This is a genomic window from Roseibium sp. FZY0029 (assembly GCF_036350355.1).
Lineage (GTDB): Bacteria > Pseudomonadota > Alphaproteobacteria > Rhizobiales > Stappiaceae > Roseibium.
The window spans coordinates 94,153-113,775 of the sequence record NZ_JAZDVZ010000004.1 but is presented as its reverse complement, the minus strand read 5'-3'; the positions used below and the strand labels follow the sequence as shown (position 1 = coordinate 113,775).

The following is a 19,623-nucleotide window of genomic DNA, read 5'->3' as shown; positions in this document are numbered from 1 at the left end:
GAAAGCCGCCACCGGGATAACCGGTGACGGCTCTGCTTGCAAATGGCGATTGCCAATCACGCGCTCAGGGCGTCCAGTTCGGCAATGATGGCGTCGCCCATTTCCACGGTGGAAACGGTTGCCTGGCCGGGGGCTGCGATGTCCTTGGTGCGCAGGCCCTTGTCGAGGGCGTTGGCGATGGCCTTGTCGAGCTTGTCGGCGGCCGCGACTTCTTCGAAGGAGTAGCGCAGCGCCATGCCGAAGCTGGCGATCATGGCGATCGGGTTGGCAGCGCCCGTACCGGCAATGTCCGGAGCCGAGCCGTGGACGGGCTCATAGAGTGCCTTGCGCTTGCCGGTGACACCGTCCGGAGCGCCAAGCGATGCAGACGGAAGCATGCCGAGCGAGCCGGTCAGCATGGCGGCAACGTCGGACAGCATGTCGCCGAAGAGGTTGTCCGTCACGATGACGTCGAACTGCTTCGGCCAGCGAACGAGCTGCATGCCGCCAGCATCGGCCAGCATGTGCTCCAGCTGAACGTCCTCGTAGCCGTTCTTGTGCGTCTGGGTCACGACCTCGTTCCACAGAACACCGGACTTCATCACGTTCCGCTTTTCCATGGACGTGACCTTGTTGCCGCGCGTGCGCGCCAGCTCGAAGGCAACGCCGGAAATGCGCTCGATCTCGTAGGTGTCATAGACCTGCGTGTCGATGCCGCGCTTCTGGCCGTTGCCGAGGTCGATGATTTCCTTCGGCTCGCCAAAATAGACACCGCCGGTCAGCTCGCGCACGATCAGGATGTCGAGGCCTTCGATCACGTCCTTCTTCAGCGAGGACGCATCGGCGAGTGCCGGATAACAGATGGCCGGGCGCAGGTTGGCGAAAAGCTGCATGTCCTTGCGCAGGCGCAGCAGGCCGGCTTCCGGGCGAACCTCGTAAGGAACGTCGTCCCACTTCGGGCCGCCGACGGCGCCGAAGATCACCGCGTCCGCAGCCATGGCCTTGGCCATGTCTTCTTCGGAGATCGACTGACCATGTGCATCATAGGCGGAGCCGCCAACCAGGCCTTCGTCGGTTTCGAAAGAACTGCCGCCCTTTTCGTTGAACCAGCGAATAACCTTTTTCACTTCCTGCATGATTTCCGGGCCAATGCCGTCACCCGGCAGAAGCAGAAGGTTTTGTGAAGCCATGGGTGTTCCATCCCGCATTTTGAGAAAACTGATGGCGATGGGTTAGCGCGTCGGCCGTTGTCTTTCAAGATGAAGCCAGTTGCGAAGAACTCAAGCAAGCCATGGGCAAAGGTCAAGAACGGCGGAACGCTTCCGGCTGTGAGGGCGTTGCGACCATTTTCCAGAGGGCGCCGGCCGCCGTCAGCCGAGCCATCCGCGCGCAGCCTGCCACAGGAGATTCAGCGCGAGCAGGGTCATGACCCACTTGAAGCCGGTCTTGAAACTCTTTTCATTCATGCGGCCGAGCAGGCGGCTGCCAGCAAGCGTGCCGAGAAAGCCGCTGATGATCATTAGAACGATCAGTCCGAACCAGGGCGCGAAGGCAAAGCCGAGGGCGCCGAAGGCGATGATCTTGAAGACATGCATGATCAGCGCGGTGACCGCCTGGTTGGCGACGAACTCGTGGCGGGTCAATCCCAGGGTGGACAGCACGGCGGCGCCGATGGGGCCGGCCGCACCGAAGAACATGGACAGGAAAGTCGAGACGAAGCCTGCAGCCGCCATAACCCTTTTCGGGGCCTTGCCGAAGCGGGGTGCCTTGCCCCAGACGACCCACAAGACGAACAGGCCGATGCCCGCCTTGAGAACGGTGGGTGGCAATTCCACCGCAATTGAACCGCCGATCGCAGCACCGAATGCGGCCCCGATCGCAAACCAAAGCGCAATCAGCCAGTCGACATGTTTCAGTTGGACCAGGGCGCGCCCGGCATTCGACCCGAGCTGTACAACACCGTGGACCGGCACCAGTGCAGTGGCGGGCATGAGGGTCGCCATGATCGCGATCAAGGCGACCCCGCCACCAAGGCCGACGGCTGCAGCCAGGGCAGAGGTGAAGAAACTGGCGACGATCAGCGTCAGCGAAGCGGCAAGGTGCAGCTGATCGGGAAAGAAGAAACCGGCTGCCTCCGGCATGTCATGGCCATCTCTTGTTCGCGTAATTGACCGCTTCGCGGACATCCAGCGCGCGTGTGGAATTGCCGCTGCGCAAGTAGAAGACCGAAGCCTTGTTCTCTTCCATGTAGACGGCGCGGGGGGCCGGACTGACGATGACCATGGCCACGTCCTTGCCCTCAACCTTTGCAAAGACAGTATGGATGTAGGGGCAGAGGTCGCCGCCGAGGGTTTTGGAAACGATGTCGTTGACCGTGCGCTCGAAGGCATCGAGGTCGGGGCTTTTCAGCGTTGCCAGATCCTTGTCGAGCCCGAGCGGCGTGCCTTTGTCATCGACGCCGATCAGAAGGTGGCCCCCATCTGCGTTGAAGAAGCCTGCCAGCGTCTTGGCGATGACCTTTTCCAGCGACCTGTTGGTCCGGTTTTCATTCAGGTCCCAGCGCAGCGACGACTTGAACTCCACGCGCCGGGTTTCGCCCTGTTTCAATAGATCGGGAATCAGCGCGGTCTGTTCCTCGCGCAGCGACCTGTAGGCCTCGGTGGTGCGCATGTAGTTGCGGGTGAAAATGCCGAAGGCAAGGCCGACAATGGCGCCGAGCACGGTATAGGCAATCGCCACGTCCAGATGTCGGGGAAGCAGCACAAGCCAGAGACGAGCCATCAGAAATTCAAGGAGATTGGGCGCGGTTTCCGAAAAACGGGCCAGTTCCCACCAGACCACCACCAGGTTCAGCGGGTGAATGACCAGGACACCGACGATGGCCCCGACCACGACATAGGCTGCCAGAAAGGGGAGCTTGAACGGGGAAAGTGCCATATTCCAAAATCCAAATGAAAACGCCGGTCGGAACCGGCGTCACTCTTAAGCCAAAACCCATCGCGCGTCATCCCGGGCAGGCTTCGTGCGAGCCGGGATGACGGTGAAGGCAGCGAAACGCATCAGGCTGCTGTCGGCAGGGCCGTTTCGACGAGTTTCACCCAGTAGGAACACCCGACCGGAATCAGGTCGTCGTTGAAGTCGTAGGCCGGATGATGCAGGCCGGCGCTGTCGCCGTTGCCGGCGAAGATGAACGCCCCCGGACGCTCTTCCAGCATATAGGAGAAATCCTCGCCGCCCATCATCGGCTCGATCTCGCGGTGGACCTTGCCAACCCCGGAAATGCCTTCGGCAACAGACGCCACAAAATCTGTCTGCTCATCGTGGTTCACCGTGACCGGATAGCCGCGGGTGAACTGCAGCACCGCCTTGGCACCGAACGCATCGCCAACGGAGCTGACGATGGTTTCCATCCGGGCCTGGGCAAGATCACGCATTTGCGGGCTGAGCGTGCGGACCGTACCGCGCAACAGAACTTCCTGCGGAATAACATTGAACGCGTTGCCGCCCTGGAAGACGGTGACCGACACAACCACCGAATCGAGCGGGTTGGCGTTGCGGCTGGCGATGGTCTGCAGCGCCGTCACGAGTTGCGAACCGATCACGATCGGGTCGATGGTCTCGTGCGGCTTGGCGGCATGGCCGCCCCGACCGGTGATCGTGATGCGGAATTCGTCGGTCGCAGCCATGATCGGACCCTTGCGGATGGCAAATTCGCCAACCGGCATGCCCGGGAAGTTGTGCATGCCGTAGACTTCCTCGATCGGCCAGCGGGTCAGAAGGCCATCGTCGATCATCGCCTTCGCGCCCGCGCCGCCCTCTTCTGCCGGCTGGAAGATGACGACCACGGTGCCGTCGAAGTTGCGGGTCTCGGCGAGATATTTGGCCGCGCCCAGCAGCATGGCGGTGTGGCCGTCATGGCCGCAGGCGTGCATCTTGCCCGGGATCTTGGAGGCATATTCCTTGCCGGTGACTTCCTCGATCGGCAGTGCATCCATGTCGGCACGCAGGCCGATGGTCTTGCCGGCACCGCCGTTGCGGCCCTTGATCACCCCGACCACACCTGTCTTGCCGACGCCCGTTGCGATTTCGTCGACACCGAAGCTCTGCAATAGCTCGGATACCTTTTCGGCAGTCCGGACCGTCTCGTAAAGAATTTCGGGGTTTTCGTGGATGTCGCGGCGCCAGGCAGTGATCTCGTCGGCCAGATCCGCGAGGCGATTAACGATGGGCATGAAAGACTCCTAGAAACACGTCTGAACGGGAAAGCGTTTGAAGCTTGAAGGGTTAGGTCCCTAACCTATCGCAAGCTGCAAAAAGAGGAAGTGGGATTGCAGAAAAAGTTATTCACCCGGCTGACGATTGCAAGGGTGATCCGCCAAGGCATCATTTTGCGGATGATTTTTGCTCCAAACGGAACACACGCGTGCGTTTGATTTCACTGTCTTCCAGCGCGCCGACCACCGGAACGCTGTAGGCCGCCAGCTCCGTCAAGCGCGCCGACGGCAGATAGGACCGGCCCGGATCGCCGACATAAACCTCGATGCCGTTCGTCAGCAGCCTGTCGAGAAAGGCCAGAACCTTGTCGGCCATCGGCTTGTCGTAGAAAACGTCGCCGCAAAAGACGACGTCCGCTTCAGGCGGCTCTCCGGCGGTGATGTCCGCAGTCTCCGTCGTGACTTCGATATCGTTCAGCGCAGCGTTCATCCGGGTTGCTGTCAGGGCGAAGGCATCGATGTCGACCGCATGGCAGGACGCGGCCCCCGCTTTCATTGCGGCAATGCCGACAAGGCCGGACCCGCAGGCAAAATCAACAACGCGCTTGCCTTTGACCAGCCCCGGCGTGTCGAGCACATAGCGGGCAAGGCCCTGACCGCCCGCCCAGGCGAAAGCCCAGAACGGTGGCGGCAGGCCGAGCTCACCCAGTTCGTCTTCGGTTTTTTGCCAAAGATCCATGGCCTCATCAGCCACATGCAGCAGGATTTCCTCCGCATGCGGCACAGGTTTGACCTTGGTTTCCTTGCGGATGAAGGCTGCCGGATCCTTGATAAGGGCCATTCAGGGCAGGTCTTTCAGAAGAGGACGTTACGCAGGCTCTTTCAGGCCGCCCATTTCACAGACGATTTTCCATTCCTCTTCCGTGACCGGCTGGACCGACAGGCGCATGGAGGTGACCAGCGACATCTTGGCAAGGCGCGGCTCAGCCTTCACGTCGGCCAGGGTCACCGGCTTCGGCATGTCGCAGACAGCCTTGAAGTCCACACATTCCCAGCGCGGATCGTCAATGGTGGTGTCCGGATGGATGTCGCTGCAGACTTCAACGATACCCACGACTTCCTTGCCGATGTTGGAATGGTAGAAGAACGCCTTGTCGCCGATTTCCATGGCCCGCATGTTGTTGCGTGCTTGGTAGTTCCGGATACCGTCCCATTGTTCGCCCTTGTCGCCCCGGGCTTTCTGCTGTTCCCAGGACCATTTGTCGGGCTCGGACTTGATCAGCCAGTACTGCACTCAGTTTGCCTCCGGGTTCTTGACCGCCCAGTTCCAGGGACGGATCTCGACGCTTTCGAAAAGACCGGCCAGGGCATAGGGATCTTCCTGGGAGATCGCCAGGATCTCGTCGCGGTTGGACGCTTCGATCACGACCAGCGAGCCGGTCATGTTGCCGTCGTCATCAAGAAACGGACCGGCAGCCTTGAGGCTGTCGCCAAGGCCTTTCAGAAAGTCGAGATGCGCGGCGCGGTTGTCGAGACGCGTCTGCAGGGCACCGGGCTTGTCGGTGCAGATCAGGGCATAGAGCATGAAGATTTCCCCGGGTTGGTCGAATCTGCGTCGAACCTAGGGCCGGGACGGGGGAAACTCAATGGGGTATTGTTTCAAGTGGATGTCATCGCACCAATCCCCTCAGAAGAGCGCTTCTGCGTATCTTCGGGGATAGGCGACATCCGGAACAAGCGTCGTTCTTTGAGACTGGTTCAAAGACCCGCCGTTTCCGATTTCAGCGGGCGGGCCATCAGGATGTTGAGGGCGTCGTCGATGGTCAGGTCCTCATCGATCATCTTGGCGACGGTCTCGCAGATCGGCACTTCGACATCGTATTTGCTCGCCAGTTTGACGGCGACGCGGGCGGAATAGGCTCCTTCGGCCAATTTGCCGCCCGCCGAAATCAGCTCGGAGGCCATGAAGCCCTCGCCGAGCCGCAGCCCGAAGGAAAAATTACGCGACTGGCTGGACGAGCAGGTGAGCACCAGATCGCCGAGACCGGAAAGGCCAGTGAGGGTTTCGCCCTGCGCGCCCATTGCGGTGCCGAGGCGCGACAGTTCGGCAAAGCCGCGTGCGGTCAGGGCCGCCTGGGCGCTGGCGCCGAGCTTGCGGCCGACCACGGCCCCGCAGGCGATTGCAAGCACGTTCTTGAGGGCGCCGCCGATCTGGGTTCCAAGAACGTCGATGGAGGCATAGGGCCGGAAGCAGGGCGATTGCAGCGCTTCGCACAGGCTGAGCGCCGTCTTGGCAGTATTGGCCGCAACGGTCACGGCGGTCGGCAAGCCTCTCGCGACATCGTCGGCAAAGCTCGGACCTGAGAGGACGCCGGGTTCGATGCCGGGCAGTTCCTCGCTCATGACCTTGGAGAGAAGCTTGCCGGAGGACTGTTCGATGCCCTTGGCACACAGAACAACAGGGCCACGCACCTTGCCGGTCTGTTTCAAGGCTGCCAGCATGGCCCGGGTGGTCTGGGCCGGTGTCACCAGCAAAATGGCATCGGCATCAGCGACCTCTTCGAGCGACGAGGTCGCTTCCAGGTCTTCGTCAAAGGTGATTCCCGGCAGATAGCGCGGGTTCTGCCGGCGAACCCGGATATCGGAAACCGTGCCGGGATCGCGCGCCCAAAGGCGTACCTCGCGGCCGGCCCGGGCCGCGGTCAGGGCCAGGGCCGTGCCCCACGCACCTCCGCCAACGACGCCGATAGACCTAATGGCGCCCATTGCTCTGCCTTTCCACGCGCGTCCGTAATGTTTCAAGCTGCGCTCCAAACCCTTCAAAAAAGCGGGCCTCGGTCGGCGCATCCATGGTGAACAGGTCAATCCAGAACAGGCGGAACCTTATCGGAGGTCCGCCTGAGTTCGGTGACGTTTCGAAGTGTTCCCATTCTGTCGCGGGCTTTTCACGAATACGGCCGTGAAAATGCCGCCGGCGATGCAAGCCGTCGAGACAACGGGGAACATCTTTGAAGAAATGGTCCTGGTCGGCGAACGATTCGAACGCGATATCCAACGAAAGTCCGGTCTCCTCGGCAAATTCTCTCCGGGCAGCCTGCAAAAAGCTCTCGCCGGGGTCGACCGTGCCGCCGGGAACCTGGATCTCGGCATCGGGGAAATCCGGCTCCTCAAACACCAGGAGTTCCGTGCCGCAGGTCAGATAAACGTAGGCCTTGTAGTAGATCATAACCGGCAAGTCCTTGAAAAAACAGATTTATGCCGCGTTGGCGATCTGCGTCACTCGCTCGCGCAAAGCACTCAGGGGTGCGCCGAAAGCGGCGAAGAAGTTTTCCTCGTTGCTCGCACGCTCGCCAAAGAGGTCGACCCAGAAAAAGCGGTAGCGAATCGGTTCGCCGCCGCTGCTGGGATGCATTTCGTAATGTTCCCATTCGGTGCCGGGCCGGGTTGCGAGGCGAACATGATAATTGCGGCGGATGTGTCGGCCAAGCAGCGGGCGGTTGGGCGCGGGCCGGAACTGGCCGACCGGCGGGATCGTTTCGAACGGGATGTCCTGGCTGGAAAAATGATCGAAGGCGACGTCCAGATCGAGGCCGGTTTCCTCGGCAAATTCCCGCATGGCGCCATGCAGGAAGCTTTCCCCCGGATCGATCGTTCCGCCAGGCACCTGAAGACCGAGCCAGGGCGTGTCCGGTTCGTTGAAGACCAGAAGGTCCGTGCCGCAGGTCAGATAGACATAGGCCTTGTGGTAGACGCGCATCGCTGAAAACTGTCCTTGTTGGAAAGGCTGAGGTTTCCTAACAGGGTCTTTGGCCGCGCAAAAGGGTCGGCGCACATTCGAGCGAGGTTTTTATTAGGCTGCCGCCTAAACCTTGGCGCCCTTCTTGCCCGCGCCGAGCACACCGGCATTGGCGGCGTCCAGCGGCCAGCGGGGCCGGGGCGACAGGCTCATGTCGTCCACGGGGCCGAGCCGAAGCCGCTCGATACCGGCCCAGGCGATCATAGCGGCATTGTCGGTGCAAAGGCGCAGCGGCGGGGCGACGAAGCGGGCATCCGCCTCTTCCGCGGCCGCAAGAAGGCTGGCGCGAATTTCCTGGTTCGCCGCAACGCCGCCGGCCACGACAATTGCCGGTTTGACGCCCGGATGGCGCGTCCGGAAAAGGTCGAGTGCGGAGCGGGTGCGTGCCGCCAGAACGTCCGAAACGGACCGCTGGAAGGCGGCGCAGAGGTCGGCAATCGTCTGTTCGTCAACCGGTTCCAGCTTTTTCGCCTGGGTTCGAAGAGCGGTCTTCAGGCCGGCAAAGGACATGTCGAGGCCCGGCCGGTCCAGCAGCGGGCGCGGCAGGCGGAAGCGGGTGACATCTCCCCGTGCAGCCATCTTCTCCACATGCGGGCCGCCGGGATAAGGCAGGCCCAGCAGCTTGGCCGTCTTGTCGAAAGCTTCGCCGATGGCATCGTCGATGGTCGTGCCGAGGCGTTCGTAGTCGCCGACCCCGCGCACCAGCAGAAACTGGCTGTGGCCACCGGACACCAGCAAAAGAAGGAACGGGAATTCGAGGTCGTCGGTCAAGCGCGCGGTCAGGGCGTGACCTTCCAGGTGATTGACGCCGACAATCGGCTTTCCCGCGGCCATGGCGATGGCCTTGGCAGTCATGAAGCCGACGATGACCCCGCCGATCAGGCCCGGGCCGGCAGTTGCGGCAATGGCGTCGATATCGTCCCAGCCGCAGCCTGCCTCGTCCATGGCTTCGGCAACGATCCGGTCGAGGATCTCGATATGGGCGCGGGCGGCGATCTCCGGCACCACGCCGCCGAACTCCGTGTGCTCGTCGATCTGCGAACGGATCGTGTTGGACAGGATTTCCTTGTGTGCTGGACCGCGCACCACCGCCGCTGCCGTTTCGTCGCAGCTTGTTTCAATCCCCAGGACCGTCAGATTGGTCGCATTGTCATCTATTTTGACTGAGGTCATTGGTCTAATTGCGGTGGCCTGTGTTAGGACATTCGAAAAGACATAAATCGGTGCCCGTCATTTCTGCCGGGCGTAGCATCTGGACGGTAAACCTTGCAATCAAATCCTTTGCGTATCGGAACAAGGGGCAGTGCTCTGGCGCTGGCACAGGCTCACGAAACCCGCGACCGGCTGATGGCGGCTCATGGTCTGGCCGAAGACGCGTTCGAGATCGTGGTCATCAAGACATCCGGCGACAGGATCCAGGACAGGCCGCTGTCGGAAGTCGGCGGCAAGGGGCTGTTCACCAAGGAAATCGAGGAAGCGCTTCTGGATGGGCGCATCGATCTTGCCGTTCATTCGTCCAAGGACATGCCGACGGTGCTGCCGGACGGGCTGGCGCTGACGGCTTTCCTGCCGCGCGAGGATGTTCGCGATGCGTTCCTGTCGCCCAAGGCAAAGACCCTGACCGATCTGCCTCATGGCGCCGTCGTCGGTTCCAGCTCGCTGCGCCGTCAGGCGATGATCAAGCGGCTGCGCCCGGACATCGAAGTGGTGATGTATCGCGGCAACCTGCAGACCCGCCTGCGCAAGCTGGCGGAAGGTGCAGTGGATGCCACGCTTCTGGCGGCGGCCGGTCTGCGCCGTCTTGGTCTCGAAGCGGAAATCACCAGCCTTCTGGAAATCGACCAGTTTTTGCCGGCGGTCGGCCAAGGCGCGATCTGCATCGAAAGCCGGGCGGACGACACGGCCACCCTTGAGATGCTGGCGGCCATTCACGACGAGGCAACCCAGATCCGCCTTGATGCCGAGCGCGCCTTTCTCGCGGTTCTGGACGGATCGTGCCGCACGCCCATTGGTGGTCTGGCGACGCTCGACGGCGACACGCTGCACTTCCGGGGCATCGTGCTGAAGCCGGATGGATCGGAAGTCCACGAAGCTACGGCCAGTGGCCTGAAGTCCGACGCCGTGCAGATCGGCCGGTCGGTGGGCGAAGACCTGAAATCCTGCATGGGGCCGGATTTCATGGTCGGAGCCTGAGCCAATCATGCACTTTCTGGTGACGCGTCCCCAGCCGGATTGCCGGCGCACCGCAGAAAAACTGCGGGCTCTGGGGCATGTCGCCGATGAGGCGCCCGTCCTGAAGACCGTTGAGGTGGGCAGTGCGGGGATCGGGTTGGAGGGTGTGTCGGCACTGGCTTTCTCCAGCCGGCGGGCCGTTGCCATCCTGGCGGCGCACAGCCAGATCGATGACTTCAGGAAATTGCCGGTTTTCACGGTTGGCGATGCAACCGCGCTTGCCTGCCGGGAGGCAGGATTTCCCAAGGTTCATTCGGCCAGCGGCAACATCGATGCGCTCGCGCAACTGATTCTCGATAAACGAAGCGGCTTGTCGTCCGGCGAGGTGCTTTATCCTGCGGCAGAGGACCGGGCGGGGGATCTGGAGGGACTTCTCGCCGCAGGCGACGTCTCTTGCCGCACTGTCGTGGTCTACCGCATGGACGCAGTTACGCGTTTGCCTTCCGCCGTTGTGGATAGCCTGAACAGCAGCGCTTTTGACGGTGTGCTCATTTATTCCAGACGCACGGCCGAGGCTTTTGTGGCCCTGGTTCGCAGCCATGGGCTCGACCATATTTTGTCCGGTTTGCCTGTCTATGCGCTTTCTCGGCAGTCGGCCGAGCCCCTGTCTGAGGCAAGCCATGTGCGTGTTGCAGCTGCGCCGAATGAAACTTCCTTGCTGGATCTGGCGTTAACACAGTGTTAACCCGATCCGGGGGAGTCGTTCTTTTGCAGCGCGCAAAAGTCTTTGCTGCGGCGGTACCGCTTCGCAAAGAGGTGTGTATAGTGAAGGTCTTGGGACCGGAAGGGTTCAGGAGGAGATGAGATGACGACGGACAAGAAATCCCCGGGCGGGACATCCTCATCGGGTAGTGGCAGCGCCAGCGGCAAGGACAAGCCGGGCAGCAGCACCACGTCTTCCTCCGGCGGCGGCAAGCGGCCGGTGACGATTGATCTGACCGCGGAAAAGGTCGGGGCCAAACCATCGGATACAAAGTCGACCCCCGGGTCAGCTTCTGGGTCAACTTCTGGGTCGACCACTGGGCCAACATCGGGGGCGTCCGCCAGCAGCTCGTCTGCGGGTGCATCCAAGCCAGGCAGCGCCGGCAGCACAACAGCGTCCGGCAGCTCCCCGGCGTCCAGCAGTTCTTCGTCAACAGGAAGTGCCTCCTCATCGGGTGCCAGCGGCACTTCAGGCAGCGCATCGTCGCCTTCCCCGTCTTCAACGAAATCGTCTTCGACCGGAACCGGTTATTCCTCGACATCTTCCACCGCTGCCGGGTCTTCCGCTGCCGGTAAGCCATCCGGCACCGGCACGACCGGGTCGTCGGCAGCAACCAGCAAACCGGCCTCTTCGACGAGCTCCTCAACATCTTCCGCAAGCCAGCCTGGAACGTCTTCGACAAGCAGCAGCTCCCGGCCGGGTGGAACGACAACCTTCTCCAATCCGCCTGCGGCTGAAGACCGCGGCGGTGTCGGCGCTTTCGGCGTTCTGCTCTCAGCCGTTATCGGCGGCATTCTGGTGCTCGGTGGAGGCTTCGGTCTGTATCAGGCCGGGCTCGTCAAACTGTCGCCGGAGCCGAACCAGCAGCTGACCAGTGCGCTCAGCGCGGCGGAAAGCAAGATTGCCGATCTGGAGAAAAAACTTGGCGACGTAACGTCTTCGGTTTCCAGCCAGAGCAGCTCCACCGATGTTTCCGCGCTGGAAAGCAAGGTCTCCGATCTTGAGGCCAGAGTGCAGGAGACGTCATCGTCCGATCTCAGCGCCACCGTCGATGCCCTGAAGCAGGACGTCGAAGGATTGCGCAGCAGCGTGGCTTCCGCAGGTGGTGGTACCGGCGAAGGGGTGCCGGCCGATCTGCAGCCACTGGAAAGCCGTCTGGCTGCGTTGGAAGAGACTGTGAAGAGCGACAGCCAGGTCGATCTTGCGCCGCTGGAAAGCCGTGTTGCCGAGCTGGAGAGCTCGACTTCTTCCGAAGCGGACAAACTTTCGGGTTCCGTGACAGGGCTTGAAGGCCAGCTTTCGGATCTGAAGTCGAGCCTTTCGGATGTGGAAACCCGTCTTTCCAACACCGAAGCGACCGCGAAAGCAGCGCAGACCGCCGTTTCGACATCGGATGTTTCATTGAAAACCCTTGCCGACAGCCAGGCGCGGGCCACCGAGACGCTGTCTTCGCTGGCTGCCGACATAAAGTCGGTCGGGGCGGCCAACACGGCGGCTCTGGAAGGCTTGCGCGCCGAACTCGATACGATTTCCTCGCGTCTTGCTGCTGTCGAGGCGACGATGGGTGATGCCACGGCGCGGGAAGTTGCCGCTCGTGCGCTTTCGGTTTCGGCGCTGAAGTCGGCTGTCGATTCCGGACGTCCCTATGAAACCGAACTGGCCGCTGTGAAGGCTGGCCTGCCGGGTGATCTCGACCTGTCGGCGCTGGAAGCCAATGCCAAGACCGGTGTTGAGCCGGTGTCGGTGCTGATTGCGCAGTTTCCGCCGGTCGCGCGCTCGATCTACCAGACCTTTTCCGAACCGGATCGCTCCGGCGATGTGCTCGACAGCCTGGTGTCCAGCGCGCAGTCGCTGTTCACCGTTCGCCGGTCCGGATCAGGGGAAGGCGAAGGTCCTTCTGCTGCCCTGCAGCGCATGGAAAATGCCGTCAACAAGGGTGATCTGAAAGCGGCCCTTGCCGCCTACAAGGATCTGCCCGAACAGGCGCAGGCCGCAGGTGCCGACTGGGCAACCCGCGCCGAAGCCCGTGTCGAGGTCAATGATCTGACGGACAAGGCCTCGCAGGAAGTGCTCAACGCGCTTGCTGCGAAGGATAGCTGAATGCAGGCCGGCCCACGCGCCCGCCCGTCAATGGAACCAAGTGCCGGTAGAAGCCGGCCGTCGCAGGGAGCGAACTGAATGATCCGCGTTCTGATCTTTTTCGCGCTGTTGTTTGCCGTTGCCCTCGGCTTTGCCTGGATGGCGGACCTGCCGGGCACAATCCAGATTTCCTGGCCGGTGTATGAAAACGGTCAGCAGGTCGGGACGGACATCTGGGAGCAGTCGCCTGTCATCGTCGGCCTTGCCGCCGCTGTTTTCCTGGCGGTCTTCCTGGTGATTGTCTGGGCGATCCGCGTTGTTCTGAAGTCTCCGCAGATTGCCAGCCGGTTCTTCCGGCGCCGCCGGAAAGACAAGGGCTACAATGCCCTGTCGCAGGGCCTGATCGCACTGGGAACGGGCAACGCCAAACTGGCGCGCCGACACGCACTGGACGCCGACAAGCTGCTGGACGATGAACCTGCTGCAAAGCTGCTCCTGGCGCAGACTGCACAGCTTGCCGGCAAGGATGACGAAGCGCGTCAGCGGTTCGAGGCAATGCTGGAAGACCCCGCCACCAAGGCCCTTGGTCTGCACGGCCTCTTCATCGAAGCCGAGCGCCACAAGGAACCGGTTGCCGCACGCCATTACGCGGAAGAAGCGGCCAAGACCTCGCCGGGTCTGGAATGGGCCGGAAAGGCCGTGCTCGGCTATCAGGCGGTCGCCCATCACTGGGACGAAGCGCTCAAGACGCTGGAGCGCAATTACGCCGCCAAGATGCTCGACAAGAAAACCTACCGGCGTCAGCGCGCCGTCATTCTGACGGCCCTTGCCATGAAGCTTGAGGACGGCGAGCCGGAGCGGGCCTATTCGCTGGCCAAGGAAGCGCACGGTCTGGCGCTTGATCTTGTGCCGGCTGCTGTGCTGACCTCGCGTCTGGCCACGCGCCGGGGCGATATCCGCAAGGCGTCCAAGGTGCTGGAAGCCACATGGCGTCTGTTCCCGCACCCGGACCTTGCGGAAACCTATGCCCATGTCCGCACCGGCGATTCGGCTGTCGATCGCCTGAAGCGGGTGAAGTCGCTGTCCGCGCAGCGGGCCAACACCCCTGAAGGCGCGCTGGCCATCGCCCGCGCCGCCATGGAGGCGCGGGAATTCGAGGAAGCGCGCCAGCAGCTGAAAAAGGTTCTGCAGTCCGAACCCACCCGTCAGGCATTCCTGCTGATGGCGGAAGTGGAGGAAGCCGAACACGGCGACCGCGGCCGCACGCGTGACTGGTTGGCCCGTGCCGTCAGCGCGCCGCTGGACAAGGTCTGGATGGCCGACGGCATCATTTCCGCAGAGTGGCAGCCGGTTTCACCGGTCACGGGCAAGCTCGACGCGTTTCAGTGGGCAACACCCGGCAGCCTGTCGGACGAGGATGGGCCGCTGCTTGAAGACAGCCTGTTCGACGCCCCCGCGTTGCCGTCCGCCGCGTCTGCCGAACCGGTTCGGCCGGTCGCGGATGTGGATGACAGCGCCGTCGTGCTGGAAGTGGAGCCTGTCACCAAGGCCACCGATCCGAAACCGTCGGACCCCAGGTCCGATGCGGACAAGGCCGCAGGCGCGGCCCCTGAGGCAACAACGGTGCCGGTCGGCAAGCAGGGCTATGAAGGCACGACGGACGACGTCAAGTTCAGTCCTGCCCTGAAGGACCTGCCCGACGCCACGGCTGCAAAAGCCGCGCCCAAGGAAGAGGCTGCCCCTGCCAAGACGTCCCCGAAAGAAGCTGCTCCGATGACACCAGCCAAACCGTCTTCCGGAGCCAGTGAACCTGCAGGCAAAGCCCAAGGCCAGAATGGTCCCGAGGTGTCATCCAAGGCAGATGCAAAGGGTGAGGACGCATCCAAAAACGCAGAGGTGAAGCCCTCTTCCGCCAAAGCCGATGAGGCGAAGACTGGCGATGCAAAGCCGGGCGAAGCGAAACCAGGTGATGCGAAGTCGGGCGAGACGAAATCCGGAAGTTCCAAAGACGATCTCAACCGGCCGATCGAGTTTCCTTTGTCGCGGATGCCGGACGATCCGGGACCGGATGAGGACGACGATATCGAAGCGTCCAAGACCCCGCGTCCGCGCTTTTTCAACTAGGGTGTGGCCCAAACCATTTCATCTTCAGTTTTGGGGCCACACGCTCAGGCGCGGCCGCTGTCAGCATCAGAAGGCGCTTCTGGCGGCTGTTTGCCGGATCTTGTAAAAAGGGAAGATGTGATCTTCCCGAAAGAACCGGTTTTAGCCTCTTGCATCTGACGCCAAGCTCCGGTAATTAGCGGCGCACTCGGGCATGACCTGAGTGTCCGCGTCAAATCGCGCGATGTCCGGCACCTGCCGGAAAATGCCGCTGTAGCTCAGATGGTAGAGCACGTCATTCGTAATGATGGGGTCGGGGGTTCGAGTCCCTTCAGCGGCACCACTTTTCCAAGGTTCAGAACATTTCAGTCAGGTCTTTGAGGACAGGGCAGAGCCTTTGTCCGTGCGTTGTCGCCTGAACCGGCTTTTCAGGCAGATGTTTCGCAAGCTTCAAGCCGTGCAGACGCTGTTAGGCACGCCGGGGCTCTTCTCCCTTTTCTAGGGCCTCGCCTGTAGACATGACATGTCATCTCTTGTTGGGGAAGGGCGGTGCTCAAGCCAGGCTTTTCCCATGTCTGCCGCAGCTGGAGAAGTTGTTGCAGGTCATATGTAGAAAGAAATACAGAGCTTGTTTCGAAAGATTGCATGTATTTCTTGCTGGTATTTTCGGTTGTCATTTACCTGACAATTTTAAGTAACCGAAAATATACACTTGTTTGCTTATTGTGTTTGAAAATTTCGATAGGCCTCAGAAGACAATGCGAGCGCCGCACAAGAGGTGATGACACTTGCTGCACAAAATGATCCGCATTCTTGTCGCTGATGACAGCGGCGTCGCGCGTGAAGTCATCAACAACGGCATCGCCGTTCACCGGTCCAAGCGCTACATCGAGATAGACAATGTCGACAATGGCCGCGCCGCCGTCGAGGTTCTGAAGAAAAAGCAGATCGACATGGCGTTTATCGACATCAACATGCCTGGGCTGAATGGCCCGGAGGTGATCGCCGCGATGGGCGAGACAAAGTCGACAGGCTGTCTGACCGTTGCTATTTCGAGCGACCTCGACGACCGCAATGCCAACACGCTGAAGAAATTCGGCGCTTATCACTTCCTCAAGAAGCCGTTCAATCAGGCCGAAGTCTCGGAAATCGTTTCCACCTATATGACGATGACGATGACCTACCCGATCCTGATCGTCGACGACAGCGGAACAATGCGCAAACTGACGCGCAAGGTTCTGGAGGCCAGCCGGTTCGACTTCGAGATTTCGGAAGCCGATAGCGCTCCGGCCGCGCTTCGCGCCCTGGCATCGGGCAAATTCCGGATCGTGCTGACGGATTTCCACATGCCAGACGTTGATGGAATCGAGCTTGCCGGGTCGATCCGCGACCTGTCCAGCAAGATCGGCATCTACATGATGTCGACCAACGACACGACCTACCTGGAGCGGTCAGCGGCATTTGTCGGTATAAACGGGTTCCTGAAGAAGCCGTTCACCGCCCAGGATATCGATACGCTCATGCACAAGTTCCTGGAACTGGACACGCCAAAGTTCGGCAAGGTGCGCGACATGTTCAGCTTCATGGAACGTGAACGCAAGGCCTCCTGAGCGTCCGCCGGCAAAGCCGGTGTCATGCGCAAACGGGCCGTTTCCATGTGCCTCTCTGCGCCGTTTATGGAAGTCAGGACTGGATAGTTTGTCAGTATTCTTGATTTAAAACGCTTCAGTTGATTCAATGGCAGAATCGGAAATCTTCCCCTAGTTCGTATCGGTTCCACTGGCTGAATGCATGGAGAGCGGTGTGGGCAAAATAGCAAAACTTGAATTACTGCGCCGGATATTGCCTCTCGGTCTGTGTGTGCTTGGTATTGTCGGCGGATATTTTTTCATGTCGGTGCTTAGCAGCCTGCTCTGCATCATCGCCGCCGCCGGAATCTATGCCGCCTTGCCGCGGCCAAACGTGCCGTCCGGCTCGGTCAAGCCGGTTTGTCATCCGCCCGTTCTGGTGCTGGATGCGATCGGGTTTGCTATTGGCGCTGTTTTCTTTTCCATCGCCTTCATCGGGATGGCCGACTGGGGTGGCGGTGCGGCGCTGATCGCGCTTCTCTGTCTTGCCCCTGCCTCGATTGCACCACTGCTGTTCACCGTGTCCGCGCGACAGGAAACGTCGTGGGTCCGCTTCTTCAGCAACGGGTTCGAGTTCACCCAGTTCGGACGACGTGTTCGGGTGATGTATGAGGATCTGAAAAAGATCGACATCCGTCTGTGGCAGGCCTCCGGTTGGGCGGCCTGGTTCCAGTCCACGATCGGCTCGCTTGGTCCGAGGTCCGCTGTCCTGCTCAATGGGGCTGAAACCACCACGACACTGGTCTTCAAGCGTCCGGACGGGGCAACCTTCACCATTTCGTCCGAACTGGTGCCGGACCTTCAGAGAGTGCTGATCAACATCGACAGAGCCGGGATGGAGCTGCCCGACGGGATCAGCGAGTATCAGCGCAAGAAGATCCGCCAACGGCGTGAGCGCATGTACGGCGGTCCGCCGCAGGAACCGCCGCAGTCGGAGCAGAAGGAAGTCGCCCGTATCGCGGCCCTGATCGAACACGCCAGGCGCAGCGCCGGGCATTGAGGCCGGGTTTGCGCCTCACTTCTTATTTGCCGTCTGCTCACCACAAATTCACCCTCATCCTGAGGAGCGCGCTTGCGCGCGTCTCGAAGGATGGGCCGCGCACGCCGGTACTCCTGGCCCATGCTTCGAGACGGACCTGACGGTCCTCCTCAGCATGAGGGCGTTGTGGGGTGCCGACGGAAGGAGGCGTGATGGTCTGAAGACCCGGTGCTGACCTCAGCCGCTGCGAACTACGAACTGACCCAGTTCGCCTTCCGCTTTTCGAAGAATGCGGAGATGCCTTCCCGGGCTTCCGGGGTTTCCCAGGTCTCGGCGAGGCGGCGGATGGTGTCGTCGATGATTTCTTCGGTGATTTCCGGGCCGAGGCTGCGGGCCAGCGCCTTGGAGGCGGCAACGGCGGCGGGGGCGGCGGAGAGATAGGGTTTGATTTCCTTTTCGATGGCCGCATCAAGGTCTGCGTCGCTGACGACCGTGGCGACGAGATTGAGATCCCGTGCTTCGTCCGCGCCGAACAGGCGGGCCGACATGAACACCCGGCGCGCCTTGCCTTCGCCCATGCGGGCCAGCACATAGGGGCTGATGGTTGCCGGGATGAGGCCGAGGCGCACTTCCGTCAGGCCGAACTTGGCGCTGTCGACGGCAACCACGGTGTCGCAGACGCTCATCATGCCGATGCCGCCGCCAAAGGCCTGGCCCTGCACCCGGCCGATCAGCGGCTTCGGCAGTTCATTGAGGCTTTGCAGCATCATGGCAAGCTTGCGGGCCTCAGTCATGCGGGTCTCGCGGTCGGCCTCGAACTGCTCGCGCATCCATCCAAGATCGCCGCCCGCGCAGAAGCTGTCCCCGGCCCCGGTCAGGACAACGACACGGACGGTGTCGTCCGCTGCCAATTGTGCGGCAACTTCCGTCAGTTCGGCGATCATCGTGGCGGAAAGCGAATTGTGCTTGTCCGGGCGGTTCAATGTCAGCGTTGCGACGCCCCGGTCGTCAACGCCAAGGGAGATTGTCTCGAAGCTCATGCGTCAACGCTCCTGAGGGTGCGGGCAAAATCGGCGACTTCAGCAAGCTTGGCCCGGTCGATGCCGGTCTCGAAGCCCTTACGGGTCATCAGGTCGAGCACGGCTTCGGTTGCGACATTGCCCTTGGCGCCCGGTGCATAGGGGCAGCCGCCCAGGCCGCCGACCGCGCTGTCGAAGGTGCGCAGGCCCTTTTCGAGGCTGACTTCGATGTTCTCGATCGCCCGGCCCTTGGTGTCGTGAAAATGGCCGGCGGCCTTTTCTGCCGGGATAGCGGTCAGCACGGCATCCAGCATCTTCTCGATGGTTTCCGGCGTTCCGGCGCCGATGGTGTCGCCAAGGGAGATCTCGTAGCAGCCGAGATCGAACAACGTGCCGGCAACTTCAGCCACTTTTTCCGGTGGTGTCGGGCCATCATAGGGGCAGTCGGTGACGCAGGAAACGTAACCACGCACCGGGATGCCGTCTTCATGTGCCTTTTCCAGAAGCGGCTTGAACCGTTCGATGCTCTCGGCCACCGAACAATTGATGTTCTTCCTGGAAAAGCCTTCCGAGGCGGAGCCGAAAATGGCGACTTCATCCGCCGACACTTTCTTGGCAGCGGTATAGCCTTTGACGTTGGGCGTCAGCACAGCATAGGTCACAGAAGGATGCCGGTAGATGCCTTCCATCACCTCCTGGGCGTCGGCCATCTGCGGCACCCACTTCGGACTGACGAAACTCGTCACCTCGATCTTGCGGAAGCCGCAGGCGGAGAGACGGTCCACGAGGTCGATCTTCTGCGCCGTCGGCACAAAGATCTTCTCGTTCTGCAGACCGTCGCGCGGGCCCATTTCAAACAGGGTGACGAATTCAGACATGTTTTCTTCTCTA

At 61.4% G+C, this 19,623-nt stretch carries 21 protein-coding genes and 1 tRNA gene; 7 read left to right on the top strand and 15 right to left on the bottom strand.

Annotated features, from left to right (window positions below; translation table 11 throughout):
- Positions 1–56: 56 nt before the first annotated feature.
- The 11 genes from leuB to tsaD all read right to left on the bottom strand — a co-directional run bounded on the left by leuB (position 57) and on the right by tsaD (position 9,162).
- On the bottom strand, positions 57–1,169 hold the full coding sequence (gene leuB, locus V1T76_RS12090) for a 3-isopropylmalate dehydrogenase (RefSeq protein WP_330560916.1): 1,113 nt from the start codon (positions 1,167–1,169) through the stop codon (positions 57–59).
- A gap of 180 nt (positions 1,170–1,349) precedes the next feature.
- Entirely contained in the window at positions 1,350–2,120 is a 771-nt protein-coding gene (locus tag V1T76_RS12085; RefSeq protein WP_330560915.1) for a sulfite exporter TauE/SafE family protein, read from the bottom strand.
- A gap of 1 nt (position 2,121) precedes the next feature.
- A complete protein-coding gene (locus tag V1T76_RS12080) occupies positions 2,122–2,916 on the bottom strand; it encodes an AlbA family DNA-binding domain-containing protein (RefSeq protein WP_330560914.1) in 795 nt (264 codons plus the stop codon).
- Positions 2,917–3,038: 122 nt separating this feature from the next.
- Positions 3,039–4,211, bottom strand: coding sequence for a M20 aminoacylase family protein (locus V1T76_RS12075; RefSeq protein WP_330560913.1), 1,173 nt, complete (start codon positions 4,209–4,211; stop codon positions 3,039–3,041).
- A gap of 151 nt (positions 4,212–4,362) precedes the next feature.
- Positions 4,363–5,034: a class I SAM-dependent methyltransferase gene (locus V1T76_RS12070; RefSeq protein ID WP_330560912.1), complete on the bottom strand. Its 672-nt coding sequence runs from the start codon at positions 5,032–5,034 to the stop codon at positions 4,363–4,365.
- A 27-nt stretch (positions 5,035–5,061) separates the two neighbouring features.
- On the bottom strand, positions 5,062–5,487 hold the full coding sequence (locus tag V1T76_RS12065; protein ID WP_006937746.1) for an EVE domain-containing protein: 426 nt from the start codon (positions 5,485–5,487) through the stop codon (positions 5,062–5,064).
- On the bottom strand, positions 5,488–5,778 hold the full coding sequence (locus tag V1T76_RS12060) for a YciI-like protein (protein WP_330560911.1): 291 nt from the start codon (positions 5,776–5,778) through the stop codon (positions 5,488–5,490).
- Between the two features lie 173 nt (positions 5,779–5,951).
- Positions 5,952–6,959, bottom strand: coding sequence for an NAD(P)H-dependent glycerol-3-phosphate dehydrogenase (locus V1T76_RS12055; protein WP_330560910.1), 1,008 nt, complete (start codon positions 6,957–6,959; stop codon positions 5,952–5,954).
- Positions 6,946–7,419 carry an NUDIX hydrolase gene (locus V1T76_RS12050; protein WP_006937740.1) on the bottom strand — a complete coding sequence of 158 codons (474 nt, stop codon included), beginning with the start codon at positions 7,417–7,419 and terminating at the stop codon, positions 6,946–6,948. Before V1T76_RS12050 ends, V1T76_RS12055 begins: the two co-directional genes overlap by 14 nt.
- A 27-nt stretch (positions 7,420–7,446) precedes the next feature.
- Positions 7,447–7,950: an NUDIX hydrolase gene (locus V1T76_RS12045; RefSeq protein ID WP_330560909.1), complete on the bottom strand. Its 504-nt coding sequence runs from the start codon at positions 7,948–7,950 to the stop codon at positions 7,447–7,449.
- Positions 7,951–8,055: 105 nt separating this feature from the next.
- Positions 8,056–9,162, bottom strand: a complete 1,107-nt coding sequence (tsaD, locus tag V1T76_RS12040; protein WP_330560908.1) for a tRNA (adenosine(37)-N6)-threonylcarbamoyltransferase complex transferase subunit TsaD — start codon at positions 9,160–9,162, stop codon at positions 8,056–8,058.
- Between the two features lie 93 nt (positions 9,163–9,255).
- On the opposite strand from tsaD, the gene hemC reads away from it, so the two are divergent.
- Together hemC and V1T76_RS12030 are read left to right on the top strand one after the other, a co-directional pair.
- Positions 9,256–10,182, top strand: coding sequence for a hydroxymethylbilane synthase (gene hemC / locus V1T76_RS12035; protein WP_330560907.1), 927 nt, complete (start codon positions 9,256–9,258; stop codon positions 10,180–10,182).
- Positions 10,183–10,189: 7 nt separating this feature from the next.
- Complete coding sequence (locus V1T76_RS12030; protein ID WP_330560906.1) at positions 10,190–10,906, top strand: uroporphyrinogen-III synthase; 717 nt, start codon at positions 10,190–10,192, stop codon at positions 10,904–10,906.
- On the opposite strand, the gene V1T76_RS12025 is transcribed toward V1T76_RS12030, so the two are convergent.
- The gene (locus V1T76_RS12025; protein WP_330560905.1) at positions 10,903–11,391 is read right to left on the bottom strand and encodes a hypothetical protein; all 489 of its coding nucleotides are present in this window, start codon (positions 11,389–11,391) and stop codon (positions 10,903–10,905) included. The genes V1T76_RS12030 and V1T76_RS12025 overlap by 4 nt on opposite strands.
- Positions 11,392–11,451: 60 nt before the next feature.
- Complete coding sequence (locus V1T76_RS12020; protein ID WP_330560904.1) at positions 11,452–11,718, bottom strand: hypothetical protein; 267 nt, start codon at positions 11,716–11,718, stop codon at positions 11,452–11,454.
- 4 nt (positions 11,719–11,722) lie between these two features.
- On the opposite strand from V1T76_RS12020, the gene V1T76_RS12015 reads away from it, so the two are divergent.
- The 5 genes from V1T76_RS12015 (at position 11,723) to V1T76_RS11995 (ending at position 17,734) form a co-directional block, all read left to right on the top strand.
- Positions 11,723–13,024: a hypothetical protein gene (locus V1T76_RS12015; RefSeq protein WP_330560903.1), complete on the top strand. Its 1,302-nt coding sequence runs from the start codon at positions 11,723–11,725 to the stop codon at positions 13,022–13,024.
- 78 nt (positions 13,025–13,102) lie between these two features.
- Positions 13,103–15,127 carry a heme biosynthesis protein HemY gene (locus tag V1T76_RS12010; RefSeq protein WP_330560902.1) on the top strand — a complete coding sequence of 675 codons (2,025 nt, stop codon included), beginning with the start codon at positions 13,103–13,105 and terminating at the stop codon, positions 15,125–15,127.
- A gap of 246 nt (positions 15,128–15,373) precedes the next feature.
- Positions 15,374–15,449, top strand: a tRNA-Thr gene (locus tag V1T76_RS12005).
- Between the two features lie 445 nt (positions 15,450–15,894).
- Positions 15,895–16,716: a response regulator gene (locus tag V1T76_RS12000; RefSeq protein ID WP_330560901.1), complete on the top strand. Its 822-nt coding sequence runs from the start codon at positions 15,895–15,897 to the stop codon at positions 16,714–16,716.
- A 280-nt stretch (positions 16,717–16,996) separates the two neighbouring features.
- Positions 16,997–17,734 (top strand): hypothetical protein, encoded by a 738-nt coding sequence (locus V1T76_RS11995; RefSeq protein WP_330560900.1) that lies wholly within the window; start codon positions 16,997–16,999, stop codon positions 17,732–17,734.
- Positions 17,735–17,964: 230 nt separating this feature from the next.
- On the opposite strand, the gene V1T76_RS11990 is transcribed toward V1T76_RS11995, so the two are convergent.
- Together V1T76_RS11990 and V1T76_RS11985 are read right to left on the bottom strand one after the other, a co-directional pair.
- Positions 17,965–18,753, bottom strand: coding sequence for a crotonase/enoyl-CoA hydratase family protein (locus V1T76_RS11990; RefSeq protein ID WP_330560899.1), 789 nt, complete (start codon positions 18,751–18,753; stop codon positions 17,965–17,967).
- Positions 18,750–19,610 carry a hydroxymethylglutaryl-CoA lyase gene (locus V1T76_RS11985; RefSeq protein WP_330560898.1) on the bottom strand — a complete coding sequence of 287 codons (861 nt, stop codon included), beginning with the start codon at positions 19,608–19,610 and terminating at the stop codon, positions 18,750–18,752. Before V1T76_RS11985 ends, V1T76_RS11990 begins: the two co-directional genes overlap by 4 nt.
- Positions 19,611–19,623 lie beyond the last annotated feature (13 nt).